We start from the raw sequence: 15,945 nt of genomic DNA, 5'->3' as shown, positions 1-15,945 counted from the left end.
CGGCACCCGCCGCCACACCGAAGGCCATCAGGCCGCGGCGAGACACTTCATTCATGGACATTCTCCCCAACGCCCGCTTCGGCGGGTCGTTCTCCTTGTACGATGATAGACTAAGGGGCGGCGCGCGGTCTGGGCAAGCATGCAGCGGGATCGCAGGATCCGGACGCCAACGGCATGGCCGGCCGGCCGGCTGTGAAGCCTGGGCCAATCTGCGCGCCGGCATGGCCGGGCAGGAACGGCCCCCCCCTCCGCCGCGCGCGCAGGCAGAGAGACGGAGAGGCGCAGCCTGGCGTTCAGCCGCCCCTGGCAGGGCCGATGCGGGAGGGGGCAGCCCCTTTCGGAGCAGGCTGGCGGCTGTGTGTTCCTCTGGCCGGTCCCGCGAAGATGCGGCTGCAGGCGCCCCTGCGGCTCCAGCGGATGAAGCCGCCGACGACGCACTGATCGCCGGCCCGCAGCACTCCGTGGGAGAGCGGAAAGCAGGACGAGATCCACCGGACCTGCCCCCGCCCGTGCCGGAACCGGTCAGCCGCGGCAGCACCTCCCGCAGCCGGGAAATACGGCCGGATCAAAGCGCAAGAAGCGCGCCGGACAGGCCCTGAACACAGCACACGCCGAGGTTGTCCGGTTTCCACCAGTCACATCGAAAAATTCAAAATTTATATTCCGCCCAAGAAAAGAAACCAAAAGTTTCGTTGCTGAAACTTATTTCGTTATGGTAAGCAAATGTAATCTCGTTGGAGCATGCAGCACAGCGAAGGTGATCGAGGCTCAGCAATGACACGCACCCCGCGCGCCCCCTCCTACGTTCTGCCCGAGCCCAGCGTCGCAGGGGTGGAAACGCCTTCGCATCAGGAACTTCCGAGGATGGTGCCGGCATCCGGCCTGCGAGGCGGCAGGCCGGGGGCCATCGATGCCCTTCGCGCCGCGCAGGGCTGGGCGGACCTTCCCTTCTGCAGGCTGTTCCCGTGGTGCGTCGATTTTCTGCTCCTCATTCTTTTTTCCGTGCCTGTCCCGGGCTGGGAACCGGGCGCGCCATTCCCGGTCGCGCATCATGCGCTCCTGGTGCTGGGCGGCACCCTGCTCTCCGCCCTGCTCAACCGGGTCGCACTGGCGGATCTCGAGCAATCCTCCGGCGCCACGACGCGGCGGCTGTTCTTCCGGGCGGCGCTTGCCGCGGCCGCGACGTCGCTCATCATCGCCCTCTCGGAGCATGTCCTGCTTCGGGCGGATGCCACCGCGGAATTCCTCTGGCTGCTGGGCGGCTTCATGCCGCTCAGCGCCACGGCCCATGCCATGACGGCCTATCTGATAGGGCTGCGGCAGACAGTGCCGATGCGCCTGGCCCTGGTCGGCCCGGCGGCGCGGTTCGCCACCTTCGAGGCAGGGCTGAGGCACCGGTCCGGGCAGGGCGCGGTCGTGGTCGCCCGGGTGGGCGGCGCGGTCGATGCCGAGATCGAGCAGCTGCGGCACCTCATCCTCGGCCAGCAGGTCGACGTCGTGGTGCTGGCCACGGGCGGGCTTGACGCGAACCGCCTTTCCGATGTGGGCCGGGCCCTGGCCGAGGCGCCCGCGCGGCTCTGCTTCCTCGCCGATCCGATGTCCTTCGACCCCACGCTCGAGGAAGCGTTCCGCTGGTCCGGCCTCGGCGTGGTGGAGATCCTGCCCCATCCGGTCCGCAGCGCCGAGTGGTCGGTCAAGCGCGGCCTCGACGTGGCATTCGCCCTGATGGCCCTGGCCTTCATGGCGCCGCTCCTGCTGCTGATCGCGATGGCCATCCGCCTGGAATCGCCAGGGCCGGTCCTGTTCCGCCAGTGGCGGGTCGGCCTGGGCGGCAGGCCCATACAGGTCCTGAAGTTCCGGTCCATGTACATAAAGGGATGCGACGCATCGGGCGCCGCGCGCACCCGGGCCCGCGACCCGCGCGTGACGCATGTGGGCCGCTTCCTGCGGCGCACCAGCATGGACGAGCTGCCCCAGCTCTGGAACGTGCTCCGGGGCGACATGTCCCTGGTCGGGCCGCGCCCGCACGCGCTGGCCATGCAGGTGGAAGGCAGGCCCTATGCGGAGGTGGTGAGCCAGTACCGCCTGCGCCACAGGGTGCGGCCCGGCATCACCGGATGGGCCCAGGTCAATGGCGCGCGCGGCGAGGTGGACACGCTGGAGCGGGCGCAGAGACGGATCATGCTCGACCTCTGGTACGTCGATCACTGGTCGCTTGCCCTGGATTTCCAGGTGCTGCTGCGCACCGTGCTCGGCGGCTTCGCCAGCTTCCGGGCCGATTGAGGAAAGCCGTGGTGCGGACAGCCCCGGAGCTTCCCCCCTGGACGACGCGCTCCGCCGACGGAACGGCCGGCGCCTCCAGCCTGGCCAACGCCGAGAGCGAGGTCCATGCGCCCATCCGGCACGCCGTGCACCGCACGCTGACACTGGGTGTCGTCGTCGATGCCTGCCGCGATCTCTCCACCGCCGTGGAGGCCGTCCGCAGGCAGATGCGGCTGCCGGCGCGGGCGAGAAGCCAGGCCTTCCTGGTCACCTTCGTCAACCCGGCCACCGTGGCCGCGACGGAGCGGAGCATCTGGCTGCGCGTCGCGCTGCAGAATTTCGACCTGGTGCTGCCGGACGGAATCGCCATGGCGCTGGCGACCGGATACCTCTCCGGCTCCAGCGCGGCGCGTATCAGCTTCGACACGACCTCCCTCGCCCTGCCGGTCCTGCACCTTGCGGCCGAATACGGCAGCGGCGTCGTCCTGGTCGGCGGCCGGGAGGGTGTCGCCCGGCGCGCCGCGGACCGCATCGCCGAACGGTTTCCCGGGCTGCGCATCCTGGGAACGTGGCATGGCTACGGCGACATGGCGGCGTCCGTCCGGGCGGTGCACGACACGGCACCCGACATCGTCATCTGCGGCATGGGCAGCGGGCCGCAGGAGGAGTTCCTGCTGCGCCTCAGGGCCGCGGGGTGGCACGGCGTCGGCTTCACCTGCGGCGGCTATCTCGACCAGACCGCCGGCGGCCTCGAATACTATCCGGCCTGGATCGACAGGACGAATCTCCGCTGGCTCTACCGCCTCGCCCGCGAGCCGAGGCGTCTCTGGCGCCGCTACCTGGTGGATTACGGGCGCTTCGCCCTCCGCTTCGGCAGAGCCGCCAGGGACCGTGCCCGCCCCGGGCCTGCGGGCCGCGGAGCCGGCCGATGAGCGGTGGGCGGAGCGACGCCAATGGCCGCACGCTGCGCGCCCTGTTCTGGACGATGCTCGATGTGGGTGGCAGCCAGGGCCTCGCGCTGCTGCTCTACGTCATCCTCACCCGGATCCTGACGCCGGGCGAGTATGGCGTCTTCGCCCTCGCCCTCGCCATCACCGCGATGGCCAACACGGTGCTGTTCCAGGGCTTCGCCGACGCGCTGATCCAGCGCGAGGCGCCGGACGAGGATGACCGCAGCACCGCCTTCTGGACGAACCTGGCGCTGGGCGCGGTGCTGACCATCCTCCTCGTGCTGAGCGCGCACACCCTCTCGGCGGCTTTCGGCGACGCCTCCCTCTCGCCCGTCCTCCAGGCCATGTCCGTGCTGTGCCTGCTGCGCGCGCTGGTCAGCGTCCATTCGGCGCTCTGCCGGCGGGAGATGCGCATGGCCATCTTCGCCCTGCGCGCCATCAGCGGCTACGTGATCGGCGGGCTGTGCGGCATCGCGCTGGCGATGGCGGGGTGGGGCGTCTGGGCGCTGGTGGCGTGCCAGCTCATCCAGGCCGTCGTCATCCTCGTCGTGATGTGGACGACGATCCGCTGGACTCCCCGGCTGCGCTTCTCGCGCCGGTCGCTGAAGCGGCTCGCCGGCTTCAGCAGCCCCTTCATGATGGCCGGCATCTTCACCGCCGTCGCCGACAAGGTCGACAACCTGATCATCGGCGTGATGCTCGATGTCGTGGCTGTGGGCCACTACAATCTCGCGCTCAAGATGATGCAGGCGCTTGGGTTCATCGCCATGTCGCCGCTCGCCCTGCTGATGATGCCGGTGCTGGCGCGGCTCGCGCACGACCAGGCGGCCTTCCGGGACGAGTATGTCCGCCTCGTCACCGCCTCGCTGTCCATCTGGCTGCCGCTGGCGATCGGCCTCGGCTTCCTGGCGCCGGCGGTGGTGCCCTTCACCTTCGGTCCGCAATGGATGGATGCCGTGCCGGTTCTGCAGGCCATGGCCCTGGGCGGCGCCACCGTGCCGCTCTGGGCCTTCACCGGCCAGGCGCTCTCCGCGCTTGGCCGCCCCAGCGCCTATGCCTGGCTGGCCGGCGGGCAGCTGGTCCTCGCCGCCATCGCCTACGCGCTGGCCTCGCCCTTCGGCATCGTCGCGGTGGGCGTCGCCTGGGCCGTGGTCTCGGCGCTGCTGGTGCCCATCCACCTGTACGTGCTGGAGCAGATCTCGGGCAGGAGCCTCATGCCGCTGGTCGGCAACGCGCTGCGCCTCGCCGCCGCGGGGGCGGGCATGGTGGCCGCGATGCTCGCCGGCGACCGGCTGTCCGGCGGCAGTTCCTGGCTGGCCGGCATGGCCGGCGGCCTGGTCTACCTGGCCCTGCTGGAGACGGTGCTGCTCCCCCGCTACGTGAGCGGCGGGATACGCTCCGCCCGCCTGGCCTTCTTCGCGCACGGAGGCAGCCGATGATGGCATTCCCGAGGCTGCGGGCCGGGCGGGCCGCCGCTTCCCCCCCGGCGGGTCCGGCGGGCGGCGGCGGCGCCCTGGTCGAGATCCTGCGCGACCCGGACCGCCTCGCCGCGCTGGGCCCGGCGTGGCGCGCGCTGGAGACCCAGGCGGGCGCCGGCACCTTCCAGTCCCATGACTGGATCTCGGCGTGGTGGCATGGCGGCGCCGCCCGCTCCGGGTTCCGGCTCCACATCGCCCTGGCATGGGATGGCGACGAGCTGGTCGGCGTGCTGCCGCTGGCGGTCCGCCGCCGCCACGGGCTGCGGGTGCTGGAATGGGCGGCGAAGGATGTCAGCGACTATTGCGACGCGCTCCTGGCCCCTTCCCGCGAGGACCTCATCCTTCCCCTGTGGCGCGCGGCGCGCGCGCAGGGCGGCTTCGATGTCGCCTATCTCAGCCATCTGCGGCCCGGCGGCGTGCTGGTGCGCTTCGGGCAGGGCCGGCTGCGGCTGTGGCCGGGCCACCGCTCCACCGTCGCGTCGGCGCTCCGCCTCGGCGCCTGGAGCAGCGGCGCGGGGTTCGTGGAATTCCTTGCCCCCCGGGAGCGACAGAACTACCGGCGACGCCGCAGGGTCCTGGCGCAGAGCGGGCCGGTCCGCTTCCGCGTGCTGCGCGGGGCAGAGTTGTGGCCGGCGGTCGAGAGGCTGCGGCAGATGAAGCTGGACTGGCTGCGGCGCACCGGCCTCGCTTCCCCGCTGTTCAGCGACGACGGCACCATGCTGCGCAGCCTGGCCACGGCGCTGGAGGCGCGCGGATGCCTGCGCGTCTTCGTGCTGGAGGCCGGGGACAGCATCGCCGCCGTCACGCTTTCCATCGCCGAGGGCGGCCGCCTGCTCGGCTTTGGCAGCGCCTATGAGCAGAGCCTGCACCGCGCCTCGCCCGGCACGCTGGCCATGATCGATGAGATTGCCTGGGCCATCGACCACGGCTTCACCGAGGTCGACTTCCTTTGCGGCGACGAGGCCTACAAGCAGCGCCTGGCCAGCACCTGCCTTCACCTCGGCACGCTGGTGCACGCGCGCACGCCGCTCGGGCTGGCCGCCCTCGCCTCCGATGCCTGCATCCTGGTGATGGCACGCCTGCGCGCCCGGCTCGGCGCCTTCCCCGGTTTCTCCCTGGCCTTCTCCAAGGTGCCCAGAACATGATCCCGAAGCGCATCCACTATGTCTGGGTGGGCGGCCCGATGCCGGACCGCTACCGCGTCCTCGTCGACCACTGGCGGCACCTGCATCCGGACTGGGAGCTCGTGCACTGGAGCGAGCGCAACATCGACTTCTCCCACGCGCCGCTGCGGGAGGCCTATGGGCGGCGGCAATGGGCAAGGGTGTCCGACATCGCGCGGCTGTTGGCGGTGCACCGCCATGGCGGCATCTACCTCGACACCGATTTCAAGGTCCTGAAGCCGCTGGACCCGCTGCTCGACAACCAGTGCTTCCTGAGCTTCCAGGATTCCCCCAAGCCCAGCGACCTGCTCGCCAACGGGTGCCTCGGCGCCGTGCCGGGCCACTGGTTCATCGGCGAGGCGCTGGAGGCCGCGCTGCGCCTGCGCAGCCTGCCCTTCGGCCTCGACCGGCCGACGCGCTCCGGCCCGAAGCTCGTCACCCGGCTGATGCGGCGCCACGGGCTGCGCGCGGAGACGGCCGATGTGCAGGCGGAGGCCTGGATCGGCGACGTCCGGATTTATCCGTGGCGGGTGTTCTTCCCCTATCCCCACGGCGGCGAGTTCACCCCCGACTGCATCACCGAGGACACCCTGGCGGTGCATCTCTGGGAGCGCTCCTGGAGCGCGAGCCTGCCCCGTCACATCCGGCTCGCCCAGGCGGCGCGCAGCCGGGTCTCCCGCGTCCTGCATAGCCTTCACACCTGAGGAGGAAGCCGAGAATGTCGCCCTGGCAGCGCGAACTCCGGATAGCAGGCGGGGCGGCGGTGGCTGCCTTCGCCGAGAAGCTCCATCGCTCGCTCGGCCCGGCAGTCCGGGTGGCGGTCGAGGCGGAGCCGGCCTCCGCAAGGCCGGACGCCGATGGTGCCGAAACCGTGCTGCTGCGGGTCGCGCCCGGGAAGCCGGCCGCTGCCGGCGGGCGGGCGTGGCGGATCGTCGACGAGCACGGGGAGTTCCTGTGCTCCCCGCGCTTCGGCCTGCGGCAATGCTGCCGGGCGCCGGGCCTGCTGTCCCTGCATCTCGTGGAGGATTCCCGCGCGGGCGCACCGGGGAGGGTCCTGGCCGAGGCGCATCTCGGCGCCTGGCGCCCCCATCCCGAGCTCAGGGAAGCGGCGATGAAGGCGGCGGCGGCGCTGGTGGCCGAGGCCATCCGCCATCCTGGCCGGGCCACGCGGCCCTGGGCGCCCCTCCCCCGCAAGGCCGCCGACTGGCCGGGGCGCTGGCGTCTCGCCTACGGGCTGAAGCGGGCACGCGACAAGCTGACCAGCGAGAACTGGGCGGTCGGCGTCACCGAGGTCGCGCCGGAGGAACTGGGGAGGAGCCAGATCATGCCCGGCATCCGCTGGACCGTGCCGCCCAGCGCGGAGGGCTACCACGCCGACCCGTTTCCCTGGCCGGGACGCCCGGGCATGGCGCTGTGCGAGTATTTCGACCACGCGACCGGCCTCGGGCGCCTCCGCGCGCTGCGGCTCGGGGCCGAGGCCGGCGCGGTGCTGGCCGAGGAACTCCCCGTGCAGGTCAGGGGCCATCTCTCCTACCCGTTCTGCTGGGAGGAGGATGGGCGGGTGTTCTGCACCCCCGAAATGGCGGCGAGCCGCCGGCAGGTGATCTTCGAGCTCTCGCCGGACGCGCCGCCGCGCGCCGTGGCCACCGTCGCCGAGGAGGTGGAGATGGCGGACCCGACCTTCTTCCGCCATGGCGGCCTCTGCTGGCTGGCCTACACGGATGTCTCCTTCGGCCCGCACGACAATCTCTGCCTGATGTTCGCGGAGAGCCTCGAGGGGCCGTGGACACCGCATCCGGCGAATCCGGTGAAGATCGACATCAGGTCCTCGCGCCCGGCCGGCCCGTTGCTGGCGGTGGGCGGCCGGCTGCTGCGCCCTGCGCAGGATTGCGCCGCCTCCTACGGCGCCGCGCTGGTGGTCAACGAGATCCTCGAATGCACGCCCTCCTCCTACCGCGAGAAGCCGGTGGCCGTGCTGTCGCCGGACCCGGAAGGGCCGTTCCCGCACGGGCTGCACACCATCGCCGCCATGGCCGATGGCCGCTTCCTGGTGGATGGAAAGCGCATTTCCCTGAGCCCCGGCATCCTGCTCCGCCGGCTGGCGCGCCGGCTGCCGTCCGCGGACTGGCTCCGGCGCCCCGGCGCCCGCCCGATCCGGAAGCCCGCAGCAGGATTGAGAGGATGAGCACCAAAGCCCCCTACACCCTGCGCCTCAGCGCCGATGCGGCCGCACCGCCCGAACCGTCCTGGGCGGTCGAGCGCGAGCGCAACGTCGCCGCCAGCGCATGGGCGGCCGCGCGGCGCCGCAAATGGCTGATCCTCTCCGTCACGCTTCTGGTCTTCACCGGCGGCTTCGCCGGCCTCCTGGCGCTTCCCCCGGCCTACCGGGCCTCGGGCACCGTGCTGCTGGAGGCGCCGAAGACCGTGGTCTTCCAGCGCCCGGGCGTCACCGCCAGTACGCCGCCGGCCACGGAGATGCTGGCGGACGAGCTCGAGGTGCTGCGCTCGCGGGAGCTGCTGCGGCGCGTCGTGGCCAGGCTGGGGCTGGAGGCCGACCCGGACTTCAACCCGCTGCTGCGCCCCTCCCGCCTGCTGGCGGCGGCCGACAGTCTCATCGGGCTGCTGGGCCGCTGGTCCGAGGAACCGGTGCACCGGTTCCTGGCGCTCCTCGGCGTGCAGCGCGCGGAGGCGGGCGGCCTCGACGCGACCGTGCAGAGCCTGGACCGCAACGTCACCGTCGGCCCCATCGGGCGCAGCCGCGCCATCGAGATCACGGCGACGGCACGGGTGCCGGAGCGGGCGGCCGCGATCGCCAATGGCGTGGCGGAGGCCTATCTGGAAATGCGGGCCGAGCTGCGGGCGGCGGAACTGCGGTCCATCAGCGCCTGGATGAATTCGGAGCTGGCCGCGCTGCGCGCCCGCATCGACACCTCGGCCCGCGCGGTGGTCGAGTTCCGCGCCACCAACGGCGTGGTCAACGGCCTCTCCCGCACAGATCTCAGCGCCAACCTCGTGCAGCAGGAGATTTCCGAGGTCGCCAGCCAGATCACCGCCCTCCGCCTCCGCCGCTCCGAGTTGGCGGCACGGCTGCGCGACGCCGAGGCGGCGATGGCGGCGCGGAACATGGATGGCCTGGCGAGCGTCCTCGACTCCCGCACCATCCAGCAGTTCCGCGCGCAGGAGGCGCAGGCGGCGGCGCGGCTGGCGGATCTCGCCTCGCAATACGGGCGCTCCCACCCCGCCCTGCAGGCAGTCAACGCGGAGCTGGCCGATATCCGGCGCAACATCGCCCGGGAGGCCGACAGGATCCTCCAGAGCACGCGCAACGAGGCGGGCGTCGCGGAGACGCACTACCGGGCGCTCACGGAACGGCTGAGGGCGCTGCGCGGCGAGGTGGCGCAGGCGGATGGCGTGGAGGTGAGGCTGCAGGAGCTGCAGCGCGACGTCTCGGCGGACCGCCTCGTGGCGGAGAACTTCCTGGTCCGCGCGCGGGAGCTCGGGGCGGAGGCACGGCTCCGCGACACCGGCGCGCGGGTGGTCTCGGAGGCAACGGTGCCCCGCCTGCCCTACGCGCCGAACCTCCGGCTGCTGCTCCCCCTGCTGGCCTTCGTCTCCCTCGGCGCCGGCGGCGTGGCCGCGCTTGCCCGGGAAGCCATGGCGCGGGGCATGCGCAGCGTGGAGGATCTCGGCGATGCCGGCGTCGTGCCGCTCGGCGTCATCCCGCTCTGGCGCCGCCGCTGGGACCGGCTGGGACAGGCGATGTTCCGCGAGGCCATCGCCGGCCTCTGCGCCCATCTGGTGCGCCCCCGGCCCGGCGGGGTGGCGCCGCGCAGCCTGCTCGTCACCTCGGCCAATCCGGGCGAAGGCAAGAGCACGGTCGCGCGCGCCCTGGCGGCCGAGGCGGCGGGAAGGGGCATGCGGGTCATCCTGGTGGACGCCGACCTGCGCGGCCAGCGCCGCCGCGGCCCGGCCGAGGCCGGCCTCTCCGACGTGCTCCGCGCGGACACGACCCTGCACGCCGCATTGCGGCCCGTGCCGGACGGGGACTACCGCTGGCTGCCCCCCGGGCCCCGGCCGCCGAACCCGACGCAGCTCCTGGCCTCGGGGGCCATGGAGCGGCTCCTGCGGCAGATGGAGGCGGAGGCCGAGCTGGTGATCATCGACGCGCCGCCCGTTCCCATCGGCGGCGACGTGCCGGCCCTGGCGCGTATGGCTTCCCAATCCGTGCTGCTGGTCCGCTGGGAGCACACCCGCGCCGATGAGGCCGCCGCGGCGCTGCGCAGCCTGCGGATCGCCGGCGCCGCGCTGGCGGGCGTCACCATGAGCATGGTCGATACCCGCTACAACGAGCAGTACCGGCACGGCGATGCCAGCTTCTTCTCCCGCCGCATGCGCCGCTACTATCTGGCGCGCGGATGAGCGCCACCCTCGCCCCGGCCGGCCTCCGCCCGGACCCGGCGGCGCGGCCGGTCACGGGTGCCACGCCAAGCGCCACGCCGGGCGCCATGCCGCTGGGGCTGGCCATCGCCCACGCGCTCGGCTGGCAGGCGGCGGGGCTGGCGCTGCTGGCGGCGCATGTGCTGCTGGTGCGGGAGCTGGGGCCGCTCGCCTCGGCCGTGGCCCTGGGCGGCCTGCTGCTGCTCTACGCCTGGCTGCCGCTCGCCGGGCTGGTCGTGTACTGGCAGCTGGCGCTCTACCAGAACGCCATGGTCGCCTTCTTCTGCGACGGCATGCAGCCGGGCTCCTTCCAGGTCCTGCTCGGGACCGGGTTCATGGCGACGGGGCTGCTGGGCGCCCTTGCCGCGGCCCGCCTGCTGCTCTCGCGCCGCGGGGCGGCGGCGCCGGCGCGGCGCATCGTCCTGCTGGCCTGCGCCGCCATCGCCCTGTCCACCGCCTATGCCGCCTACGGCGCCCTGCTCTCCTCCCCCGCCTCGGCCGCCGTGTACCTGCGCGCGGCCACCGGGATGCTGCTGATGCTGCTGGTGGGGCTGGATGCCGGCCGCGTCTGGAGCTTCCGCAGCCTCGCCATCGGCTATCTGGTCTCGCTTGCCGCGGGGCTCGGCTACAGCGCGCTGGAGGTGGCCGATCCGGCCTGGTTCTACGAGATGACGGGGGGCATCCCCTTCATGAACCTCAAATACACCGCCGCGGAGCTGGACTGGCCCTTCCACACCGCACGCGACCTGATCGCGACCCGCACCAGCGTCCTGTTCAACGTGACGGGCAGCGAGGCAACCGCGCTGTCCTTCCGCTTCGGCGGCCCGAACATCCACCCGATCAGCTATGCCTATGTGATCGCCATGGGCGGCATCGCCGCGCTGGCCCTGCGGTGGTACGGCAGCGTGGTGCTGGCGGCGGCGGTCCTGGCCGCGATGGGCGTGAAGGGCGCCATGCTCACCCTGGTCATGACACTGGGCCTGTGGCTCTTCTGGCACTGGGCCGGCCGGGCGCGCCTGCTGCTGGCGGTCATGGCGGTGTCCGTCGTGACGTATTCGGCGGCGGTGATCCACGTCGGCCTGCGGAGTGGGGATTTCCATGTCATCGGGCTGATTGGCGGCGTCGATGGATTCCTGCGCAACCCGCTGGGGCACGGTATCGGCGTGGGCGGCAACCTGTCGGACACGGCGCGCGCCGGCGTCGACATGATCGACCTCCAGAACAACGGGGCGGATTTCGCGCTGGAGAGCGCCATCGGCGTGCTGCTCTACCAGCTGGGCCTGGGCCTGCTTCTCCACCTCGCGGCCTTCGCCGCGCTTCTGGCGGCGGCCAGGCCGCGGCGTGGATGGCGGCACGCCCGGCCCCAGGCAACGGACGCCATCTTCATCGGGGTGGCCATGACGATCGTGAACGGCCTGTTCCAGGAGGAGGCCTACACGGTCTACGCGCTCGGGGTCGCGATGCTGTTCGCGGGGGCGCTGGTGGCCAATCAGCCGCCGGGCGGCCGGCCGGCCCTGGCGTGACGCCGGGCCGGCCGATGGCTCCCCGCACCGGGAACGCCCCGGGCGGCAGGGGGAGGCCCCGGCGACCGGGGCCTCCGGGCCGGCTCAGGCGAAGATCAGATCCGCGGCGGTGACCGCCGCGTTCGGCATCCAGATCTCATCGGCACCGGCGTGCAGCAGGGTGCCGGAGACGCCGTCATGGCTCTCCTGCGCCCAGTCCACGTCACCGCGCTGCAGCCCGACGAGCTTCAGCTTGTCGGTGCCGTTGGCGAAGTCCTGGATGATGTCGTTGCCGTCACCCTTGTGGAACACGTTGGTGTCGCGGCCCGGACCGTTCCAGATCTGGTCGTTGCCCTTGCCGCCGGTGATGGTGTCGTTGCCCGCACCGGCATAGATCTGGTCATCGCCGTCGGTACCGGTGAGGGTGTTGCTGCGGCCGTTGCCGTCGATGACGCGCCCGGGCACGCTCGGCGCCGGCGCGGGCTCCTCCACCGGCGCGACCGGCGGGGGGACGGGCGTGGCGCTGTCCGGCTCGGCAGAGCCGACCGCGCCGGCCGGAATACCGCCGCCCCACTCCCACGCCTTCACGTAGTCGATCTCCATGGAAGCCGTCGCCCCGTCATCGGCATTGCCGTGCCAGGCGCCATCGGCGCCGACATGCAGCGACAGGGTGAGGTACATGGGCTTGTTGGCGTCGGAGGGCGTCGGCGTCCGGAAGGTTTCCTGGCCGTCCAGATAGTAGACGATCTCGTTCGGGCCCCAGTCCACGCCATAGGTGTGGAACTCGGCCGTGGTGGAGGTCGCGGCGTCGGTCCAGTCGGAACGGGCATTGCCCGTCTGGGTGTGGACGGTGTTGATGACCGTGTTGGGCTCGCCCCCGCTGACCTCGGAGACGTCGATCTCGGGCGGCCAGGAATGGTCGGAGGGGATCATCCACAGCGCGCTGAGAAAGCCGTCGCCAGGGGCATTTTTCGCACGGAACTCGAAATACCCGTATTGCTGCGAGAACATCTCGTCCGTGTGCAGCATGCCGGATGCATGGGTCACCCAGTCGGGCTCGTTCGGCACCCCGGTCTGGTCGATCGGCTTCGCAGTAATCTTGAGAACGCCGTTCGATTGCGAGAATGGATTGTACCCGGTGGACGAGTCAGAAAAATAGACTCCATCCGTTTTGTCGTCCGAGTATCTCGAATCCCAGAACCACTGCGATTTCCAAGTTCCTTGGCCTGTCGAGTCTCGTCCGTTGGGACTAATGTCAATCGGGTTGCTGAAATCCTCTTGGAAGGTCAGTTTCGGCGTGGTGCTGGGGACAGTGGCCACAAAATACTCCGTAAGCAGTTCGTTGCAACTCCGGATTGCGAATCCGGAGCAACGAACGCTTACAGGTCACACCCAGCACTCGCAAGCTGAATCTCGATTGCGTGAGCGCAACAGAATTTACTTGCACTTTGGACTCTGTTCCCCACCAGAAATAAATCCTGACTTACACGTTATTGTTTAGTAATGTCCCGTTGCGCAGGCCGAGTGAGGGGGTGGGGAAGACGATGTACCGTTCCGTCCAACGCCGGGCCTTGCTGGGCGCGGCTCTCGGCGCATCCCTGCCCAAGCCGGGAGCGCCCCGTGCGGCCTTCGTGCCGGATACCGGCAATGTGCCGTGGCGCCGTGCCAGGCGGCTGGGGCGGGGGGTGAATCTCAGCCTTTGGCGGGATCCGCTGGCAGCCCCGAAGGGTGAGGCGGAAGGCCGCGAGACCTTGGCTGAGATCGCGGCGCTCGGTTTTCGCCATGTGCGGCTGCCGATCGACATGTCTCCCGCCGTCGCCGGAATACCGCGCCGGCCGGAGGTCGCGCGGCGCCTGGCGAACCGGCTGGCGGGCGATATCGCGGCGGCGCAGGCGCGCGGGCTGGCGGTCATCCTGGACATGCACCCGCCGGACTTGTTCCGTGAGCGCCTCGTGGCCGTGCCCGGCGAGCCGGAACGGTTCGCCGAGACCTGGGCGGTCATCGCCCGCTCGCTGGCGCCGCTCGACCCGGAAAGCCTTGTCCTTGAGGTGCTCAACGAGCCGGGCGAAGCCCTCGGGCCGCGATGGCCCCGGCTGCAGGCCGTGCTGGTCCAGGCGATCCGCGCGGAAGCCCCCGGACACACGATCCTTGTCACCGGCGGGAATTTCTCCACGGTGGGCGACCTCCGCCAGCTCGATCCGCTGCAGGACGGCAATCTGATCTACAGCTTCCACTGCTATACGCCGATGCTGTTCACGCATCAGGGCGCGGCGTGGGCGCAGCCCTATGCGCGTATCAAGGGCGTGCCCTATCCCCTGCGCGCCGCAGATGTCAGGGCGGCCGGGGCGGCCGCGCCCGCGGCGGACCGGCAGGCAATCGCGGCCGAGGCGCGGGATGGCGCGGGATGGGACGGCGCCGCGCTCGAGGCCCTGCTCGCGGAAGCCGGCGAGTGGGCCAGCCAGCACGGCGTGCCGCTGGTATGCACGGAGTTCGGCGTCTTCCGCGATGGGGGCGTGAACCCGGCCGACCGCCTGCGCTACCTCGCGGACATCCAGGCCGCCCTGTCCCGCCACGTGCAGGGCTGGACGGTGTGGGACTACAGTGGAGGGTTCGGCGTGGTGCGCCGGGGCCGGCACGGTTTGCGGGTCGACCACGCCGTGCTGCGTGCCCTCGGCCTGGCCTGACATTGCGCGGAGCCGAAACCTGCCAGTCCTGCGCAGGATGATGAGCGTGGACGCTTGCGCTCAGCGTCCGTTCAGCTCTGCTGAGGCGTCCTCGCGGGGATGCGCCGGAGGAGCCTTGAAGCCTGCGCGGGATCCCCGATGCAGGGGATGAAGAAGCCGGCGGCGCAGTGATCAAGGTGGGGATCGGGTAGGCCGCCGAAGAATCCCGCAGCGGGCGGATGGCCGGCGCGCCATCGCCACCTGCGGCGGCCCGGTGGAGGGCAGGACCATCGCCGTGCTAGGCGTGGGCTTCAAGCCCAGCACGGACGACATACATGGCACCCGGTTCCACCATTGTTCCAGCGGCCGACCCTGAGGGGAGGACATGAAGCGCATTCTCGTCACTGGCGCTGCGGGCTTCGTCGGCCGTGCAGTGAGCGTGCAGCTCCTGCAGGATGGGTTCGAGGTTCTGGGCCTCGACAATCTGACCCCCTACTACGATACGCGGCTGAAGGAAGCGCGCCTGCAGGATCTGGCCGGCCGGCCGGGCTTCGCCTTCGAGCGCATCGACCTCGCCGACGCGGCGGCAACCCGCGCGGCATTCGAGCGGTTCGCACCGGATGCCGTGGTGCATCTGGCGGCCCAGGCGGGCGTGCGCTACTCGCTTGAAAATCCTGCCGCCTACACATCCTCCAACATCGACGGCTTCCTGTCGGTCCTGGAAGCCTGCCGGGCTTTTCCGGTGCGCCACCTGGTCTACGCGTCCTCCTCCTCGGTCTACGGCAGCAACAGCAAGGTGCCATTCTCCGAAAGCGACCCGGTGGATCGGCCGGTCTCGCTCTACGCCGCGACCAAGCGCGCGAACGAGCTGATGGCGCAAACCTACAGCCACCTGTTCCGCATTCCCGCCTCCGGCTTGCGCTTCTTCACGGTCTATGGACCCTGGGGCAGGCCGGACATGGCTTATTACAAGTTCACCGACGCGATCTTTGCCGGGCGCTCCATCGACATCTACAATCATGGCCGGATGGAACGCGATTTCACCTATATCGATGAGGTGGTGGAGGCGATCCGGCGCCTGGTGGTGCAGCCGCCCGCCGACCGTGTCGCCACGGCCGGCGAGCCGGGGCGGATCGATCCTGGCGTGCCCCATCGCATCTTCAACATCGGCAACCACACGCCGGTGAAGCTGGATCGTTTCATCGACGTGCTGGAGAACATCATCGGTCGCAAGGCAGAGCGGCGGATGCTGCCGATGCAGCCTGGCGATGTGGAACGGACTTACGCCGATGTTTCCGCCTTGCAGGCGGCGGTCCGCTTCGCGCCGGTCACCCCGATCGAGGAAGGGCTGGCGCGGTTCGTCAGCTGGTACCGCAGCTATAATCGCCTGAACTGAGCCGGAGCCTGCCGGCCGGGCTGGTGCGGGCCCGGAGACCATAAGCGGCACCCTGGGGTGTCGGGCTCAGGGCCGGCACGGGTGCCTCTTATGC

The 15,945-nt window shown here is 70.9% G+C and carries 11 protein-coding genes; 10 read left to right on the top strand and 1 reads right to left on the bottom strand.

The window, feature by feature from the left end; all coding sequences use genetic code 11:
- Positions 1-774 precede the first annotated feature (774 nt).
- Genes ACZJYS_RS07140 through ACZJYS_RS07105 form a run of 8 tightly spaced genes read left to right on the top strand, consistent with a single transcriptional unit; the run spans position 775 to position 11,813 of the window.
- Entirely contained in the window at positions 775-2,283 is a 1,509-nt protein-coding gene (locus tag ACZJYS_RS07140) for an exopolysaccharide biosynthesis polyprenyl glycosylphosphotransferase (RefSeq protein ID WP_493176790.1), read from the top strand.
- Between the two features lie 11 nt (positions 2,284-2,294).
- Positions 2,295-3,194, top strand: coding sequence for a WecB/TagA/CpsF family glycosyltransferase (locus ACZJYS_RS07135; RefSeq protein WP_493176787.1), 900 nt, complete (start codon positions 2,295-2,297; stop codon positions 3,192-3,194).
- Entirely contained in the window at positions 3,191-4,651 is a 1,461-nt protein-coding gene (locus ACZJYS_RS07130; protein ID WP_493176785.1) for a lipopolysaccharide biosynthesis protein, read from the top strand. Before ACZJYS_RS07135 ends, ACZJYS_RS07130 begins: the two co-directional genes overlap by 4 nt.
- Complete coding sequence (locus ACZJYS_RS07125) at positions 4,648-5,835, top strand: GNAT family N-acetyltransferase (RefSeq protein ID WP_493176783.1); 1,188 nt, start codon at positions 4,648-4,650, stop codon at positions 5,833-5,835. Before ACZJYS_RS07130 ends, ACZJYS_RS07125 begins: the two co-directional genes overlap by 4 nt.
- Complete coding sequence (locus ACZJYS_RS07120; RefSeq protein WP_493176781.1) at positions 5,832-6,557, top strand: glycosyltransferase family 32 protein; 726 nt, start codon at positions 5,832-5,834, stop codon at positions 6,555-6,557. The genes ACZJYS_RS07125 and ACZJYS_RS07120 overlap by 4 nt, the downstream gene beginning before the upstream one ends.
- Before the next feature lie 14 nt (positions 6,558-6,571).
- Entirely contained in the window at positions 6,572-8,038 is a 1,467-nt protein-coding gene (locus ACZJYS_RS07115) for a glucosamine inositolphosphorylceramide transferase family protein (protein ID WP_493176779.1), read from the top strand.
- A complete protein-coding gene (locus ACZJYS_RS07110) occupies positions 8,035-10,272 on the top strand; it encodes a GumC family protein (RefSeq protein WP_493176777.1) in 2,238 nt (745 codons plus the stop codon). Before ACZJYS_RS07115 ends, ACZJYS_RS07110 begins: the two co-directional genes overlap by 4 nt.
- Positions 10,269-11,813, top strand: a complete 1,545-nt coding sequence (locus ACZJYS_RS07105; RefSeq protein WP_493176774.1) for a hypothetical protein — start codon at positions 10,269-10,271, stop codon at positions 11,811-11,813. Before ACZJYS_RS07110 ends, ACZJYS_RS07105 begins: the two co-directional genes overlap by 4 nt.
- Before the next feature lie 84 nt (positions 11,814-11,897).
- Here the strand turns inward: ACZJYS_RS07105 and ACZJYS_RS07100 are convergent, their stop codons facing one another.
- The gene (locus ACZJYS_RS07100; RefSeq protein WP_181378203.1) at positions 11,898-13,112 is read right to left on the bottom strand and encodes a family 16 glycosylhydrolase; all 1,215 of its coding nucleotides are present in this window, start codon (positions 13,110-13,112) and stop codon (positions 11,898-11,900) included.
- A gap of 224 nt (positions 13,113-13,336) precedes the next feature.
- Between ACZJYS_RS07100 and ACZJYS_RS07095 the strand changes: the two genes are divergently transcribed.
- Complete coding sequence (locus ACZJYS_RS07095) at positions 13,337-14,476, top strand: glycoside hydrolase family 5 protein (protein WP_109518055.1); 1,140 nt, start codon at positions 13,337-13,339, stop codon at positions 14,474-14,476.
- A 364-nt stretch (positions 14,477-14,840) separates the two neighbouring features.
- Entirely contained in the window at positions 14,841-15,851 is a 1,011-nt protein-coding gene (locus tag ACZJYS_RS07090; protein ID WP_493176772.1) for an NAD-dependent epimerase/dehydratase family protein, read from the top strand.
- Positions 15,852-15,945 lie beyond the last annotated feature (94 nt).

This window comes from Roseomonas sp. TS2, from assembly GCF_058833935.1.
This window is presented reverse-complemented; position numbering and strand designations above follow the sequence as displayed.

Excerpts from the sequence above, each read along its gene's own strand:
- ACZJYS_RS07110 (WP_493176777.1), top strand. The coding sequence starts at position 8,035 with ATGAGCACCAAAGCCCCCTACACCCTGCGCCTCAGCGCCGATGCGGCC.
- ACZJYS_RS07115 (WP_493176779.1), top strand. The coding sequence starts at position 6,572 with ATGTCGCCCTGGCAGCGCGAACTCCGGATAGCAGGCGGGGCGGCGGTG.
- ACZJYS_RS07090 (WP_493176772.1), top strand. The coding sequence starts at position 14,841 with ATGAAGCGCATTCTCGTCACTGGCGCTGCGGGCTTCGTCGGCCGTGCA.
- ACZJYS_RS07140 (WP_493176790.1), top strand. The coding sequence starts at position 775 with ATGACACGCACCCCGCGCGCCCCCTCCTACGTTCTGCCCGAGCCCAGC.
- ACZJYS_RS07105 (WP_493176774.1), top strand. The coding sequence starts at position 10,269 with ATGAGCGCCACCCTCGCCCCGGCCGGCCTCCGCCCGGACCCGGCGGCG.
- ACZJYS_RS07130 (WP_493176785.1), top strand. The coding sequence starts at position 3,191 with ATGAGCGGTGGGCGGAGCGACGCCAATGGCCGCACGCTGCGCGCCCTG.
- ACZJYS_RS07120 (WP_493176781.1), top strand. The coding sequence starts at position 5,832 with ATGATCCCGAAGCGCATCCACTATGTCTGGGTGGGCGGCCCGATGCCG.
- ACZJYS_RS07125 (WP_493176783.1), top strand. The coding sequence starts at position 4,648 with ATGATGGCATTCCCGAGGCTGCGGGCCGGGCGGGCCGCCGCTTCCCCC.
- ACZJYS_RS07095 (WP_109518055.1), top strand. The coding sequence starts at position 13,337 with ATGTACCGTTCCGTCCAACGCCGGGCCTTGCTGGGCGCGGCTCTCGGC.